Annotated in this window: 12 protein-coding genes and 1 pseudogene; 8 read left to right on the forward strand and 5 right to left on the reverse strand. The window is 68.2% G+C overall.

Translation table 11 applies throughout. From position 1 onward, the window contains the following. From CHC08_RS49530 to CHC08_RS13950, 3 genes and pseudogenes are all read right to left on the reverse strand, one after another. Positions 1-635 (reverse strand): annotated as a pseudogene (locus CHC08_RS49530) (hypothetical protein); the annotation flags it as partial. 388 nt (positions 636-1,023) lie between these two features. Beyond that, the gene (locus CHC08_RS13945) at positions 1,024-2,550 is read right to left on the reverse strand and encodes an ATP-dependent DNA ligase (RefSeq protein WP_089207682.1); all 1,527 of its coding nucleotides are present in this window, start codon (positions 2,548-2,550) and stop codon (positions 1,024-1,026) included. A 305-nt stretch (positions 2,551-2,855) separates the two neighbouring features. Continuing rightward, on the reverse strand, positions 2,856-3,230 hold the full coding sequence (locus CHC08_RS13950) for an FKBP-type peptidyl-prolyl cis-trans isomerase (protein WP_089207683.1): 375 nt from the start codon (positions 3,228-3,230) through the stop codon (positions 2,856-2,858). Positions 3,231-3,381: 151 nt separating this feature from the next. Here CHC08_RS13950 and CHC08_RS13955 point away from each other — a divergent pair, with 151 nt between their 5' ends. The 6 genes from CHC08_RS13955 to CHC08_RS13980 all read left to right on the forward strand — a co-directional run bounded on the left by CHC08_RS13955 (position 3,382) and on the right by CHC08_RS13980 (position 10,122). Then, positions 3,382-4,152 carry an SDR family NAD(P)-dependent oxidoreductase gene (locus CHC08_RS13955; protein WP_089207684.1) on the forward strand — a complete coding sequence of 257 codons (771 nt, stop codon included), beginning with the start codon at positions 3,382-3,384 and terminating at the stop codon, positions 4,150-4,152. Positions 4,153-4,484: 332 nt separating this feature from the next. Beyond that, positions 4,485-5,783: an ABC transporter substrate-binding protein gene (locus tag CHC08_RS13960; RefSeq protein WP_089207685.1), complete on the forward strand. Its 1,299-nt coding sequence runs from the start codon at positions 4,485-4,487 to the stop codon at positions 5,781-5,783. A 99-nt stretch (positions 5,784-5,882) separates the two neighbouring features. Then, the gene (locus CHC08_RS13965; RefSeq protein ID WP_089207686.1) at positions 5,883-6,854 is read left to right on the forward strand and encodes a carbohydrate ABC transporter permease; all 972 of its coding nucleotides are present in this window, start codon (positions 5,883-5,885) and stop codon (positions 6,852-6,854) included. Beyond that, the gene (locus tag CHC08_RS13970; protein WP_089207687.1) at positions 6,851-7,702 is read left to right on the forward strand and encodes a carbohydrate ABC transporter permease; all 852 of its coding nucleotides are present in this window, start codon (positions 6,851-6,853) and stop codon (positions 7,700-7,702) included. Before CHC08_RS13965 ends, CHC08_RS13970 begins: the two co-directional genes overlap by 4 nt. Beyond that, positions 7,699-9,126: a GH1 family beta-glucosidase gene (locus CHC08_RS13975; protein WP_089207688.1), complete on the forward strand. Its 1,428-nt coding sequence runs from the start codon at positions 7,699-7,701 to the stop codon at positions 9,124-9,126. Before CHC08_RS13970 ends, CHC08_RS13975 begins: the two co-directional genes overlap by 4 nt. Further along, positions 9,127-10,122 carry a LacI family DNA-binding transcriptional regulator gene (locus tag CHC08_RS13980; RefSeq protein ID WP_089207689.1) on the forward strand — a complete coding sequence of 332 codons (996 nt, stop codon included), beginning with the start codon at positions 9,127-9,129 and terminating at the stop codon, positions 10,120-10,122. Between the two features lie 214 nt (positions 10,123-10,336). Here CHC08_RS13980 and CHC08_RS13985 read toward each other — a convergent pair whose 3' ends face one another. Together CHC08_RS13985 and CHC08_RS13990 are read right to left on the reverse strand one after the other, a co-directional pair. Continuing rightward, the gene (locus CHC08_RS13985; RefSeq protein ID WP_245878303.1) at positions 10,337-11,266 is read right to left on the reverse strand and encodes a LacI family DNA-binding transcriptional regulator; all 930 of its coding nucleotides are present in this window, start codon (positions 11,264-11,266) and stop codon (positions 10,337-10,339) included. Between the two features lie 65 nt (positions 11,267-11,331). Continuing rightward, entirely contained in the window at positions 11,332-12,711 is a 1,380-nt protein-coding gene (locus tag CHC08_RS13990) for a GH1 family beta-glucosidase (protein ID WP_089207691.1), read from the reverse strand. Positions 12,712-12,902: 191 nt separating this feature from the next. On the opposite strand from CHC08_RS13990, the gene CHC08_RS13995 reads away from it, so the two are divergent. Beyond that, a complete protein-coding gene (locus tag CHC08_RS13995) occupies positions 12,903-14,261 on the forward strand; it encodes an ABC transporter substrate-binding protein (protein ID WP_089207692.1) in 1,359 nt (452 codons plus the stop codon). Positions 14,262-14,344: 83 nt separating this feature from the next. Further along, positions 14,345-15,319: a carbohydrate ABC transporter permease gene (locus CHC08_RS14000; protein WP_089207693.1), complete on the forward strand. Its 975-nt coding sequence runs from the start codon at positions 14,345-14,347 to the stop codon at positions 15,317-15,319. Positions 15,320-15,344 lie beyond the last annotated feature (25 nt).

A 15,344-nucleotide genomic window follows, 5' to 3' on the forward strand; every position in this document is an offset into this window, starting at 1 on the left:
GTGGGGTCGTTCGGCGGTGTGGTGGGGTCGTCCGGCGTGGAGGGGTCGTCGGACGGCGTGGGGTCGCCTGGGGTGGCGGTGTCGGATGGCGAGGGATCGTTCGGCGGTGTGGTGGGGTCGTCCGGCGTGGAGGGGTCGTCGGACGGCGTGGGGTCGTCCGGGGTAGCGGTGTCGGACGGTGCGGGGTCGTCCGGCGTGGAGGGGTCATCAGACGGCGCGGGGTCGTCCGGCGTAGAGGATTCGTCCGGGGTGGCGGTGTCGTCCGGGGCGGCGGTGTCGTCCGGCGTGGCGCTCGCCTCGGCGGTGGCCTGTGGCGGCGCGGTCTCAGGAGCGTCGGACGGCTCGATCGTCTCGGTGGCGACCGTCGCATCTTCAGAGAGCCCGTCATCAGGGGCGGCGGAGGGGAGCGGGTCGCCGGTCTGCTGGGCGCCGATGAGGGCGGCGGACGCGGCCGTCTGAGAGAGGCTGTCTCCTCCGCTCGAGACTATTCCGACGGTAATCGAGGCCACGGTCAGTGCTGTGAAACCGGCGGCCAGGGCGATCACGTATCGCCTGGCCGGCATCGGCTTCTTCGGGGTGGACCGGTCGGGGGAGGGAGTGGCGTCGGAAGAGGGAGTGAAGATGTGTCGGCCCAAGGGAAACCACGATCCAAAATCGGGAGAAGGCATGGGAGGGCCGCGCGGGGCGGGGGAGAGCGGGGATCCGCGCCGACCGGTCCCATCGACGGAGCACAGGGGGTGCTGTCCGTCAGAATGTGGTTGACAATATGCGACAAACAGCTAGTAAAGGTATGTTTATATCGCAAAGGTGGGGCATGTTTTGGCAAAGAAACGGTAGGTCAGAGGGGGAGACGAGCGCTGTCTTCCAAGCGCCGGTCATGCAAGGGGCTGCTCGCCATGTCCCAAGGTGTTCGTCGAGGAGCGCGGGGATCCTCTCCGCGGTGCTGGTCAGAGCAGGGGTGCGCGAATCGTTTCCGAGGTGCGGGTCAGAGCAGGGGTGTGTGGATCGTCTCGGAGCTGCCGGTCAGAGCAGGAGCGCGCGCACCATCTCGACGGTGTCGGCCTCATCCGCGTTCTTGTCAGGGCGGTAGCGGATGACCCTGGCGAAACGCAGCGCCATGCCGCCGGGGTAGCGGCTGGACTGCTGGACTCCGTCGAAGGCGATCTCGACGACGAGCTCGGGGCGGACGGCGACCGTCCAGCCGTCGGTGGGGCCGTCCGCGAGCCCGAGGAAGCGCTCGGTCTGCCAGGCCAGCAATTCGTCGGTCAGCCCCTTGAAGGTCTTGCCCAGCATGACGAACCCGCCGGTCCCCGGATCACGGGCGCCCAGGTGCAGGTTGGAGAGTTTGCCCTCGCGGCGACCGTGACCCCACTCGGCGGCCAGGACGACCAGGTCGAGGGTGTGCCTGGGCTTCACCTTGATCCAGCCCGCTCCGCGGCGGCCGGCGGCGTAGGGGGTCTGCAGGGACTTGACCACCACGCCCTCGTGGCCACTCCTGATCGCGTCCTTGAAGAACGCCTCACCCTCCGCGACGTCGTCGGTGACCAGCCGCGGGGTCACCAGCTCCGCGGGCACGGCCCCGGCCAGGGCCGCGTGACGAACCTCACCGGGCAGGTCGAGCAGGTCGGCGCCGTCCACCCGTAGCGCGTCGAAGAAGAACACACTCAGCGGGACCTTGCCGCGCACGCCGGACACGTCGGTGCGGCTGGACACGCGGCCGGAGGTGATCTGGAAGGGCTCGGGGCGCCCGTCGGGGCGCAGCGCGATGACCTCCCCGTCGAGGACCAGGTCCCGGGAGGGCAGGGCGCCGACCGCCTCGACCAGCTCGGGCACCTGCGCGGTGATGTCGTCGAGGGTTCTGGTGAAGACGGACACCTCGTCGCCGGAGCGGTGGGCCTGGATCCGGACGCCGTCGAGCTTCCACTCGACCGCGACCGGCCCGCCGAGCTTGCTCAGCGCGGCGGGGATGGAGGTGGCGCTCTGCGCGAGCATCGGCGACACCGGACGGCCGACCTCCAGATGGAAGGCGTGCAGCGCCGCGATCCCGTCGCTCAGGGCGGCGGCGCCGACGGCGGGCAGCCAGCCGCGGAGGGTCAGCGCCCGCCGTACTTCGGCGGCCGGAAGCCCGGCGGCCTTCGCGATGGCCTCGATCATCACGCCGTCCAGCGCTCCCTGCCGCAGCTCGCCGCGGAGCAGCCGGGACAGGAACATCTGCTCCTGGCGGGTCAGGGCGCCGAACAGCTCGACGATCAGGGCCTTGCGGGCCGTCTGGGAGCCCGGCCCGGCCTGGGCCTTGATACGGCTCAGGAGGTCGTTGACCTGGCGCAGGGTGGCGGTCGCCGCCAGCCGGGGCTCGGGAGGGTCCTGCAGGCCGGCCCAGCCCACGCCGACGTTGCGCTGCGGCAACTCGCCGGAGAGATAGGCGATGGCGATCTCCGCCTCGTCCGGTTCGACCCGGCCGAGCAGCTCCGCGAGATGGACGATCTTCGCCAGCCGGGCGGAGCTGGCGGTCACGGCCGCCGAGGTGCGCGCAAGGTCGATCAACAACACAAGGGCCAGCTTAGGAGCTACATGTGACATTTCGGAAAAGCGAACGCTCACTTCGGAGCGATTCACGTTTCTTACCGCTACCGGGGCGCCGTGAGGGCCGTGTTCCGCATGATCGGCGGGGCGCCGTGGAAGCCCGTGTTCCGTACGGTGAATGGGCCACGGGGCCGCCCTGCTCCGTACGGTGGACGGGCCACGGAGGAACTCAGGTGGGCCGCCCCGCTCCGTACGGTGGACGGGTCACGGGGAAGTCGAACGGGCCGCCCCGTAGGGGAGGGACGGCCCGTTCGACGGAACCTGTCGGGTCGTCAGCTCACGCCGAGCAGGTCGACGACGAAGATGAGGGTCTCGCCCGGCTTGATGGCGGCGCCCGCACCGCGGGAACCGTAGCCGAGGTGGGCGGGGATGGTGAGGCGGCGACGACCGCCGACCTTCATGCCCGCGACACCCTGGTCCCAGCCCGCGATGACCCTGCCGCCACCGAGCGGGAACTGGAAGGCGTCGCCGCGGTTCCAGGACGCGTCGAACTCCTCGCCGGTGGAGAAGGCCACACCGACGTAGTGCACGCTGACCTGGTGACCCGGCTTGGCCTCCGGTCCGTCTCCTTCGACGATGTCGACGATCTGCAGATCCTTGGGAGGGTCGCCCTCCGGGAAGTCGATCTCCGGCTTCTCCAGTGCCACGTGGTTCTCCTTGGTTGGATGCGCGCCGGCCGCTTTCCGACCGGCCGAATGACTCTACGTGGTCCCGGGGCAGTGTGAGAGACAACGGGACGAGGCGGCCCTCACGTCGTACGCTCGAAAAGACCACTCGGGGAGACCGACTGGAGGCGCTATGCGCAAGCCGTACACCCCGGAGGACATCCTTCTCACGGGGAAGGTCGCCGTCGTCACAGGGGCCGCGAGGGGGCTGGGGCGGGCGATCGCGGAGACCCTGCGGGAGTTCGGCGCCGAGCTGGCGCTGTGTGACAGGGACGCGATCGACGGGTTCGACACGCTCACCCTGACCGTCGACGTGCGGGATCCGGCGGCACTGGAGGTGTTCGCCCAGGCGGTGCGGGAGCGGTTCGGACGGGTTGACCTGCTGGTCAACAATGTCGGCGGGACGTTCCACGCGGCATTCGCCGAGACCTCGCCCAGGGGTGAGGAAACGCTGATAGCGGAGAACTTCACTCAGGTCACCGCCATGATCCGGCGATTTCTGCCGCTGATGTCCCCGGGCGCGTCGATCGTCAACCTGACCTCCAGCGAGGCGCACCAGGCGGCACCCGGGTTCGCGGTCTACGCGGCGATGAAGGCGGCGGTGGAGAGCCTGACCCGTTCACTCGCGCTGGAGCTGGCCCCGCGCGGGATCCGGGTGAACGCCATCGCGCCCGACGCGCTGCCCACGGGTGGCGAGGAGGGCGTCCGGGTGCGCGTACTGGAGGACCAGCTGCCCTTCGAGCCGGTACGGCTGCCACCGCTCGGTTACCTCGGCGATCCCGCCGAGGCCGGGGCCGCCGCGGTGTTCCTGGCGAGTGAGATGGCTGGATTCATCACCGGGACCACCTTGCACGTGGACGGCGGCATCCACGCCGCAGGCGGCTGGCGGCGCGTGGAGCCCTGAGGAGAGACGTTGGGGAGCGCTCTCTGAAAGAGAGATTGACCGGGCGTGGGTGAGCTGTCAAGGCCCTTTATCCGGCCTGTGGAACCTGACCGAAACGCGACCTTAACGTGACTTTTCACCGTGGGAGCGCTCCATTAATTCCATTCTGGGGCTATTAATAGCCCTTTGAGCTGCGAAAACATTGTCTTTTTTGGGAGAGCGCTCTCCCGATAGGTCGCGGTGGATAACGGCGATCGTTATCTGGAAGGTCGTTGACACGTTACCCGGATGCCATCAATCTGCTCAGGGAGCGCTCTCTTCATGATCACTTATGAGGACCCTAGGAGGGTTCCATGCGCAAGTTACGCCACCGGTTCCTTGTCCCGATGGTCGCCGTTTCCGCCTTGGCCCTGGGTCTCACCGCCTGCGGCAGCGGCGGTGGCGCCCCGGCGAGCAGCGGAGCGGCCTCCCAGCCGGCGGAGAAGATCAAACTGACCGTCGGGCTGTTCAGCGACTTCCACTACGCGCCGCTGTACGAGGAGTTCAAGAAGACCCATCCCAACGTGGAGATCGTGGAGCGTCGCGCGCAGTTCAACGACCACCACACCAACCTCATCACGCAGCTGACCACCGGAGCGGGGGCCGCGGACGTGGTCGCCATCGAGGGCGGCTACATCGGCTCCTTCACGCCCGTGCCCGACAAGTTCTACAACCTCAAGGACTACGGCCTGGGCAAGCGTGAGAGCGAGTACCTCCCCTGGAAGTGGAAGCTGGGCGTCTCCAACGACGGCACCTCGCTCATCGGGATCGGCACCGACGTCGGCGGCCTGGCCATGTGCTACCGCCCCGACCTGTTCAAGAAGGCCGGCCTGCCCGCCGACCGCGACGAGGTGTCGGCGCTCTGGCCGACGTGGGACGCCTACATCGAGACGGGCAAGAAGTTCGTCGCGGCCAAGGTGGAGGGAGCCAAGTTCACCGACGGCGCCGGTGAGCACTTCCGCGCCATGGTCGAGCAGGCCCCGGTCGGTTTCTACGACGCCCAGTACAACATCGTCGCCGGCACCAACCCCGAGGTGCGCAAGGCCTACGACATGGGCATAAAGATGATCGACAGCGGTCTGTCGGCCAACCTCCTGGCCTTCTCCCCGCCGTGGAACACCGGAATCGCCAAGGGCACCTTCGCCACCATGGTCTGCCCGGCCTGGAAGACCGGCACGATCAAGGACCAGAAGCCCGGCGAGGGCACCTGGGACATCGCCGCGGTGCCCGGCGGCGGCGGCAACCAGGGCGGCACCCACCTGGCGCTGCCCAAGCAGGGCAAGCACCCCAAGGAGGCCGCGGAGCTGATCGACCTGCTGACCAACAAGGAGAGCCAGATCAAGCTCTTCACGGAGGCCAGCGCACTGCCGTCGCTGCCCGAGCTGTACGACGACCCGGCGGTGAAGGACTACGTCAACCCGTACTTCGGCAACGCGCCGATCGGCAAGATCTTCACCGACGCCGCCAAGGCGCTCCAGCCGCAGCCCGCGGGCCCCAAGGCCGGTGACGTCCTGCAGGCGTTCAACAACGGCCTCCAGCGGGTCGACCAGGGCAAGCAGAACGCCGAGGAAGCCTGGGCGCAGGTGCTCAAGGACGTCAGCAGGATCAAGTAGTCGCCCTCCGGCCGGCCGGTCTCGCACCGGCCGGCCACCTGCTTCCCCTCGCCCTTCGCCCGAAGAATCCTGCCCGACGAATCGCCGAAAGGAGCTGCCATGGCCACCCGCGCACCGGATCGCATGGCGGCGGTCCCCCCGAAAAGGCCGGTGCGACCTCGCCGTCGCCTCCACCGCCACCTGGCGTACCAGCTCGACGTCAAGGGCTCGCCGTACGCCTATGTGGCCCCGTTCTTCCTGCTCTTCTCCGCGTTCGGGCTGTTTCCCCTGGCCTACACCGCCTGGGTGAGCCTGCACGAATGGACACTGCTGTCGGACGAGCAGACCTTCATCGGCCTGGACAACTTCAGGACGCTGCTCGCCGACGACTACTTCTGGAACGCCACCTTCAACACCCTGTCCATCGGGGTGCTGTCCACCGCTCCGCAGCTGCTGCTGGCCATCTGGCTGGCCCATCTGCTCAACCGGCCGCTGCGGGCGCAGACCTTCTTCCGCATCACGCTGCTGCTGCCCAACGTGACCAGTGTGGTCGCGGTGGTGGTCATCTTCAGCCAGCTGTTCGGCCGGGACTTCGGCATGATCAACTGGGTGCTGTCGCTGTTCGGCGTCGAGGGCGTCGCCTGGAACGAGGGGGTGCTGACCTCCCACGCGGCCATCTCCACCATGATCATGTGGCGGTGGACGGGCTACAACGCCCTGATCTTCCTGGCGGCCATGCAGGCCGTACCGCGTGAGCTGTACGAGGCGGCCACCATCGACGGCGCGAACGGGCTGACCCAGCTTCGCAAGATCACCATCCCGATGATCAAGCCCACGATCATCTTCGTCGTCATCACCTCGACGATCGGCGCCATGCAGGTCCTCGCCGAGCCGCTGTTGTTCGGCTCCTACAGCATCACCGGCGGGGCCGACCGGCAGTATCAGACGCTCTCGCTGTTCATCTACGAGAACTTCACCAAGCTCGACTTCGGTTTCGCCTCGGCCATCTCCTGGATGATGTTCCTCTTCATCGTCCTGGTCGCTGGCGTCAACTACCTGTTCACCCGTCGCGGGAAGGGAGGGCTGACGTGAGCGTCCGCACCGCCGTCTCCTCGGCCCGGCGCTCCGGCGCCGCTCGCAGGCTCACCTACCTCACACTGACCGCGGTGGCGTTCTTCTCGCTGCTGCCGCTCTACTACAGCGTCGTGGTGGCCTCCCGCGACAACGCGGCCCTGGCGGACATCCCGCCGCCGCTGGTGCCCGGCGGAAACTTCTTCGCCAACGTCGCCCGCGTCTTCGACACCGTCCCCTTCGCCCTGGCGATGTTCAACTCCGTCCTGGTCTCCGGCTCCGTCGCGATCGCGGTGATGTTCTTCTCCACGCTGGCCGGGTTCGCCTTCGCCAAGCTGCGCTTCCGCGGACGCAACGCCCTGCTCCTGCTCACCGTGGCGACCATGATGGTGCCGACCCAGCTCGGCATCATCCCGCTCTACATGCTGATGGTGAAGCTGGAGTGGACCGGCACCATGTACGCGCTGATCGTGCCCGCGCTCGTCAACGCGTTCGGCGTGTTCTTCATGACCCAGTACCTCTCCCGGGCGCTGCCGACCGAACTGCTGGAGGCCGGCCGGGTCGACGGCTGCACCACCTGGGGCCTGTTCTGGCACGTCGTGCTTCCGGCCGCCCGCCCGGCGGCGGCCGTACTCGGCATGCTCACCTTCATGTCGGTCTGGAACGACTACTTCTGGCCGCTGGTCGTCCTGACCCCGGAGGATCCGACGGTGCAGGTCGCCCTGTCCACACTGGCCAGCGGATACGTCAACGACTACGTGCTCGGCCTGGCGGGCACCACGCTCGGCACCCTGCCGCTGGTCCTGGTGTTCGCTCTTCTCGGCAAGCAGATCATCGGAGGAATCATGCAAGGAGCTGTGAAGGGATGACCGTCGTCAGCACACGGGGGGCCACCCTTACAGAGGGGCGTGCGGACTTCCCTGCCGATTTCGTCTGGGGCGCGGCCACCGCGTCCTACCAGATCGAGGGCGCGGCCAAGGAGGACGGCCGGGGGCTCTCGATCTGGGACACCTTCTCCGGCACGCCGGGCAAGGTCGCCGGGGGAGACACCGGTGACGTGGCCTGCGACCACTACTTCCGCTATGCCGACGACGTCCGGCTGATGAGCGACCTGGGCCTGGCGGCCTACCGCTTCTCCGTCGCCTGGCCCAGGATCCAGGCCGACGGAACCGGTCTCGTCAACTCGCGCGGCCTGGACTTCTACAGCCGCCTGGTCGACAAGCTGCTGGAAGCGGGGATAACGCCCTACGTCACCCTCTACCACTGGGACCTGCCCCAGGCCCTGGAGGACGCCGGCGGCTGGCCCGAGCGCGACACCGCCTACCGCTTCGCCGACTACGCGCGGGCCGTGCACGCGCGGCTGGGGGACCGCGTCCAGCACTGGACCACGCTCAACGAACCGTGGGTGGCCGCCTTTCTCGGCTACGGAAACGGGGTGCACGCACCGGGCAGGCGAGAGCCGGCGGCGGCTTTCCGGGCGGCCCACCACCTGTTGCTGGGGCACGGGCTGGCGGCGCGGGCGTTGCGCGAGGCGGGGGCCGAGGAGATCGGACTGGCCCTCAACCTCTCACCGGTGATCACTCCTGCCCAGGTGGGCGACCCCGCGGCCGTCGCGTCGCTCGAGGACGCGGAGGCGGTCGGCCGGATCGACACCCTGCTCACCCGGCAGTTCCTCGACCCCGCGCTGCGCGGGGAGTATCCCGCCGAACTGCTCGCGATGATCGAGCGCAACGGCGGCCTGGCCCACATCCGGGACGGGGACCTGGAGATCATCAATCAGCCGATCGAGGTGATCGGCATCAACTACTACAACCCGTGCGTGGTCGAGTCGGGGCCCGGCCAGGCCGCCGACGAGGCATGGCCCGGCAGCGAGGACGTCCGGTTCTGCTCGGTCGACGATGTGCCGGCCACCGCGATGGGCTGGCCGATCGTGCCGAACGGGCTCTCCCGCCTGCTGGTACGGCTGGCCGACGACTACCCGGAGGCAGGCCTGGTCATCACCGAGAACGGCGCGGCCTTCGAGGACGTCGTGGAGGACGGCCGCGTCCACGACGTCGGCAGGACCGGCTACCTGGACCATCACCTGCGCGCGGTGCACGCCGCGATCGCCGACGGTGCGGACGTCCGGGGATATCTGGTCTGGTCCTTGCTGGATAATTTCGAGTGGGCCTACGGCTACGGGCGTAGGTTCGGGATCGTTCACGTCGACTTCGACACCCAGCGGCGCCTGTTCAAGGACAGCGCGCTGTGGTATCGCGAGGTCATCAAGCAGAACGGACTGCGGGGGAACTAGATGAGACGACCTACCTTGGAGGCGGTCGCGGCCCGTGCCGGGGTCTCCCGCTCGACCGTCTCCAGGGTGGTGAACGGCCAGACCACGGTCACCTCCGACATCCGTGACCTGGTCATGCGCGCCGTGAACGAGCTGGGCTACGTCCCCAACGGCGCCGCCAGAAACCTGGCCACCCAGCGCACCAACTCCGTCGCGCTGGTCGTCTCCGAGTCCCCGCACCGGGTGTTCTCCGACGACCCGATGTTCTCCACGGTCATCCGTTCCGCCAGCATCGAGCTGGAGGCCGTCAACAAGCAGGTCGTGCTGTTGCTGGCCGGGTCGCCGGAGAGCCACGCCCGGGTGGAGAACTACGTCGCGGGAGGGCACGTGGACGGCGTCATGCTGGTGTCGAGCCACGGCGCCGACCCGCTGCCCGTCGCACTGACCCGGCTGCGTGTCCCGGTCATCTCGTACGGCAGGCCCGCGGTGCCGGTCGCCATGCCGTACGTCGACACCGACCACGTGAACGGCGCCGCCACGGCCGTGCGCCACCTGCTGGAACGAGGCAGGCGGCGGATCGCCACGATCGCCGGGCCGCTGGACATGATCGGCGGTCAGGACCGCCTGACCGGCTACCGCGAGGTGCTGCGCGACTCCGACCGCCGCTCGATCATCGCGGTCGGCGACTTCACCCGCGAGTCCGGCGCGGTCGCGATGCGGCAGCTGCTCGCCGACGACCCCGACATCGACGCGGTGTTCGCCGCCAACGACCTGATGGCGATCGGCGCCATGCACGCGCTCCGTCAGGCCGGCCGCCGGATCCCGGACGACGTCGCCATCGTCGGCTACGACGACATAGAGTCCGCCCGCTACACCGACCCGCCGCTGACGACCATCCACAACCCGCACGCGGAGCAGGCCGCGGCCATGGTCCGCCTGCTGCTCGGACTGCTCGATGGCGAACCGGTCGAACCGGTGATCATGCCCACCGAGCTCGTGGTCAGAACCTCTTCGTAGGCTCCCGCCCCACCGGTGTGGTCGGGACCTCCTCGTGGGTTCCCGCTCATCGGCATGGACGGGACCTCTTGGCGGGTTTCCGTACCACCGGCATGGACGGGACCTCTTGGCGGGTTTCCGTACCACCGGTGTGGTCGGGACCTCTTGGTGGGTTCCCGCCCATGCCGACGTGGTCAGGGTTTCTTCGGAGGTTCTCGTTCTCGCGCCGGCGTGATCAGGGCTTCTTGGTGGACTCCCGTACCACCAGCTCCGTGGGGAGCACCAGCTGTGCCTTCTCCTCCAGATCCAGCACCATGCGCGCGAGCCGGCGGCCCATTTCGACGGTCGACTGCCTGACCGTGGTCAGGGGCGGTTCGGCGTAGGCCGCGGCCGGGATGTCGTCGAAACCGACGACGGCGACGTCGTCGGGCACCCGGCGGCCCGCACCCCGCAGGGTCCGCAGCGCTCCCAGCGCCATCAGGTCGTTCGCCACGAACACCGCGTCGATCTCGGGGTCGTCGGCCAGCAGCTGCCGCATCGCGATCACCCCGGACTCGCGGGTGAAGTCGCCGACCGCGATGATCGAGCGGCGGTCGGAGTCACGCAGGGTGTCGCGGTAGCCGTTGAGCCGGTCGATCCCGGCGATCATGTCCTGCGGTCCGGCGATGGTCGCGATCCGGCGGCGTCCCTGCTCCACCAGATGCGCGACGGCGCGCTCGGCGCCCCCCGAGTTGTCCATGTCCACGTACGGGAGGCTGTTGGGCGCGCCCGGCCGGCCGCTGCAGACCACCGGGACGCCGCGCCGGGTCAGGATCGCCGGCAGCGGATCGGTTCCGTGCATCGACGCGATGATCACGCCGTCCACGTGCCCGTTGGTGGCGTAGCGCTCGACCCGCTGGTAGCCGCCTTCCAGACCGGTGAGCATCAGCACGAGCTGCTTGTCGGCCTTCTCGATCTCCATGCTGACTCCCCGGATGATCCCGGCGAAGGTCGGGTCGTCGGAGAAGACGCGGGTCGCGGGCTCGGGGAAGACCAGGGCGATCGAGTCGGCCCGCTGGGTGACCAGGCTCCGCGCCGCCTGGTTGGGGACGTAGCCCAGCTCCTCCACGGCGCGGTTCACCGCCTCGCGGATCTGCGGTGCCACGCGGGTGGAGCCGTTGATCACGCGAGAGGCGGTCGCCCGGGAAACTCCTGCCCGGGCGGCCACTTTCTCCAGAGTCGGACGGGCCCTCACAGCCCGTTCCGGCGGACGACCTCGCGATACCACAGGGCGCTGTCCTTGGGTGTGCGGCGCTGGGTGTTGTAGTCGACATGTACGACACCGAAACGTTTGCGATACCCTTCGGCCCACTCGAAGTTGTCCAGCAACGACCAGACCAGATAACCGCGCAGATCGACGCCCGCCTCGATGGCGGCGTGCGCGGCGCGCAGGTGCCCGTCCAGGTAGGACAGGCGGCCGACGTCGTGCACCTGGCCGTCCTCCACGACGTCGTCGAAGGCCGCACCGTTCTCGGTGATGATCAGTGGGGTGCCCGGATAGTCGTGCGACAGCCTTACCAGCAGATCGGTCAGCCCGAACGGCTGCACCGGCCAGCCCATCGCGGTCTTCGGCGCGTCGGCGCCGGGGAAGGCGACTCCCTCGCTGCCCGGGTAGACCGGGTTGGCGGGCTCGCCGGCGCGGCCGGTCACGGTCTGCGGGTTGTAGTAGTTCACGCCCAGCAGATCGATCGGCTGGCTGATGATCTCCAGGTCGCCGTCCTTGACGAAGGACCAGTCGGTGAAGCGGCCGGCCCGTTCCACCACGTCGGCGGGATACTCGCCGCGGAGCACCGGGTCCAGGAAGATCCGGTTCTGCAGGCCGTCCACGATGGACGCCGCCTCGGCGTCGTCGCTGAGGACGGGGGCGAGGTTGAGCGTGATGCCGATCTGGCTCGCGCCCGCGGCGCGCAGCGCCTGGACGGCGAGTCCGTGGCCGAGCAGCAGGTGGTGGGCGGCGGCGAAGCTCACCTCGGGTTCGGTACGGCCCGGCGCGTGGATGCCCGAGGCGTAGCCGAGGAAGGCCGAGCACCAGGGCTCGTTCAGCGTGGTCCAGGTTTCGACGCGGTCGCCCAGACGGGAATACATGATCGCGGCATACTCGGCGAACCGCTCGGCGGTCTCCCGGTTGGTCCAGCCGCCCCGGTCCTCCAGGGTCTGCGGCAGGTCCCAGTGGTAGAGCGTCACGATCGGGGTGATGCCGCCGCCCTGGAGCTCGTCCACCAGGCGGTCGTAGAAGTCCAGGCCGCGAGGGTTGGCCGGGCCCGCGCCGTCCGGCTGGATGCGAGGCCAGGAGATGGAGAAACGATAGGCGTGCAGGCCCAGGTCGCCCATGATGCGGACGTCTTCGGGATAGCGGTGGTAGTGGTCGCAGGCGACGTCGCCGGTGTGGCCGGCGTGCACCTTGCCGGGGGTCCGGGAGAAGGTGTCCCAGATTGAGGGTCCCCTGCCGTCATCCCGGGCCGCGCCCTCGATCTGGTAGGCCGCGGTGGCGGCGCCCCAGACGAAGCCCTCGGGAAACCTCAGTACGCCGGAGTCCTGAAGATTGTAGGACTTTTGGGCGGACATGGTCATGTCCTCACCGCCCCATTCTGTTTCGCAGTCATGTGAGAGCGCTCTCTGGAGCATCACGTTAGCGTAAGGAGCGTGTCAAGAAAAATGGGCCCGTAACCGTAATATCACAGTTATTGACATCGCGTTGTGTGCAGACAATTCTTCCAGAGAGCGCTCTCACACTCCCCGGCAACGTATATGGAGGAAGGTTCATGTCACTCCTCTCACGGCCTCATCGCGTCGCTCTGGCAGCGGGCACCATCGGACTCGCTCTGGTCGCCAGTGCCTGCGCCTCCACGGATGCCAAGCCATCGGCGGGTGGCGGCAGCGCCAGCGCGGCCCCCGAATGCGCCGCCTTCACCCAATACGGCAACCACGCGGGCAAGACCGTCAGCATTTACTCCCCCATCCGCGATGCCGAGGCCGACCTTTTCCAGGAAGCCTGGAAGCCATTTGCCACGTGCACCGGAATGAAGATCACCTACGAGGGCACCGGCGAGTTCGAGGCTCAGATCCAGGTGCGTGCCGACGGCGGCAACCCGCCGGACATCGCGTTCTTCCCGCAGCCCGGTCTGCTGGAGCGCTTCGCCAAGGCCGGGAAGCTCAAGCCGGCCTCGGCCGAGGTGAAGAAGCTGGCCGAGGAGGGCTGGTCGGCTGACTGGGCCAAGTACTCCACCGTCGACGGCGTCTTCTACGGCGCCCCGCTGGGCGCCAGCGTGAAGTCCTTCGTCTGGTACTCGCCGGGCATGTTCAAGGAGAAGGGCTGGGCCGTCCCCAAGACCTGGGACGAGCTCATGACGCTCACCAACACGATCGCCGGCACCGGCATCAAGCCGTGGTGCGTAGGCCTGGAGTCCGGTGACGCGACCGGCTGGCCGGCCACCGACTGGATCGAGGACATCCTGCTCCGGGAGATCGGTCCCGAGGGCTACGACGACTGGGTGACCCACAAGATCCCGTTCAACGACCCCAAGATCGTCTCGGCCGTGGACAAGGTCGGCGCGATCCTCAAGAACGAGAAGTTCGTCAACGGCGGTTACGGCCCGGTGAAGTCGATCGTCAGCACCGCCTTCCAGGAGGGCGGCGTCCCGATCACCGAGGGCAAGTGCGCCCTGCACCGCCAGGCGTCCTTCTACGCCAACTTCTGGCCCGAGGGCACCAAGGTCGGTGAGGACGGCGACGTGTTCGCGTTCTACCTGCCGGGCAACGACCCCTCCAAGAAGCCGGTCCTCGGCGCCGGTGAGTTCGTGGCGGCCTTCACCGACCGTCCCGAGGTCCAGGCCGTTCAGGCCTACCTCGCCGGCGCGGAGTTCCCCACCACCCGCATGAAGCTGGCGACCTACGTCACCGCGCGCAAGGGCGTCGACCCGGCCAACGCCCAGAACCCGATCGACAAGCTCTCCATGGAGATGCTCCAGGACCCGAGCACGGTCTTCCGGTTCGACGGCTCCGACCTGATGCCGGCCGCGGTCGGCGCCGGCACCTTCTGGAAGGGCATGACCGACTGGATCAACGGCAAGGACACCAAGACGGTCCTCGATTACATCGAAGCTTCCTGGCCTAAGTCCTGATATATAGCGATGTGTCCGGTGCCGGGTGACCGGCACCGGACACATCGTCCGTCTTGGCCCGTTCCCTCCGGGAGATCCCTCCGATGGACTTCGACTTCGCCGCCGAACAACCCAAACTCGTCCAACTGCTGATCGGCGTCGCCGCCTTCCTCGTGGTGGTCGCGGTGGTCCTGATACTGGTCGACCGCGCCCCGATGCGGCGGCGGGCCTGGATTCACGCGACGATCCTGCTCCTGCCCGCGCTCCTGCTTCTCGGCATCGGCCTGGTGATTCCCGCCATCCGAACGACCCTGCTGTCGTTCATGAGCGGCGACAGCAGGCAGTGGGTGGGTCTGGACAACTACGCCTGGATGTTCACCCAGCCCGAGGCCGTGACCGTCCTGCGCAACACGCTCGTCTGGGTCCTGCTCGTCCCGCTGCTGGTGACCTCGGTCGGGCTGGTCTACGCGGTCCTGGTGGACCGTACGCGCTTCGAGTCGATCGCCAAGTCGCTGGTCTTCCTGCCGATGGCGATCTCCTTTGTCGGCGCGGGCATCATCTGGCGCTTCGTCTACGCCTACCGCTCCGGAGACCAGGATCAGATCGGCCTGCTCAACCAGCTCGTGGTCGCCGTGGGCGGGGAGCCCCAGCAGTGGCTCCAGGATCCTCCGTTCAACACGCTGTTCCTGATCGTGGTGATGGTCTGGATCCAGGCCGGTTTCGCCACCGTCGTGCTCTCCGCGGCGATCAAGGGGATCCCCGCCGAGATCGTCGAGGCCGCCAAGCTGGACGGGGCGAGCCCGCTGCAGATGTTCTTCCGGGTGACGCTGCCCTCCATCCGCACCGCCGTGGTCGTGGTGCTGGTCACCCAGTCGATCGGCACGCTGAAGCTGTTCGACATCGTCCGGACCATGACCGGCGGCCAGTTCGACACCAGCGTCATCGCCAACGAGATGTACAACCAGGCGTTCCGGTACGGCGAGACCGGCAAGGGAGCGGCGCTGGCGGTCTTCCTGTTCGTCCTCGTGCTGCCCATCGTCGTCTACCAGATCCGCCAGCGCCGGGAGGCCGCCCGATGAGTGAGCGAACCGGCAGGCACAGTGC

Source organism: Streptosporangium subroseum (assembly GCF_900188345.1).
Classification (GTDB): Bacteria; Actinomycetota; Actinomycetes; order Streptosporangiales; family Streptosporangiaceae; genus Streptosporangium; species Streptosporangium subroseum.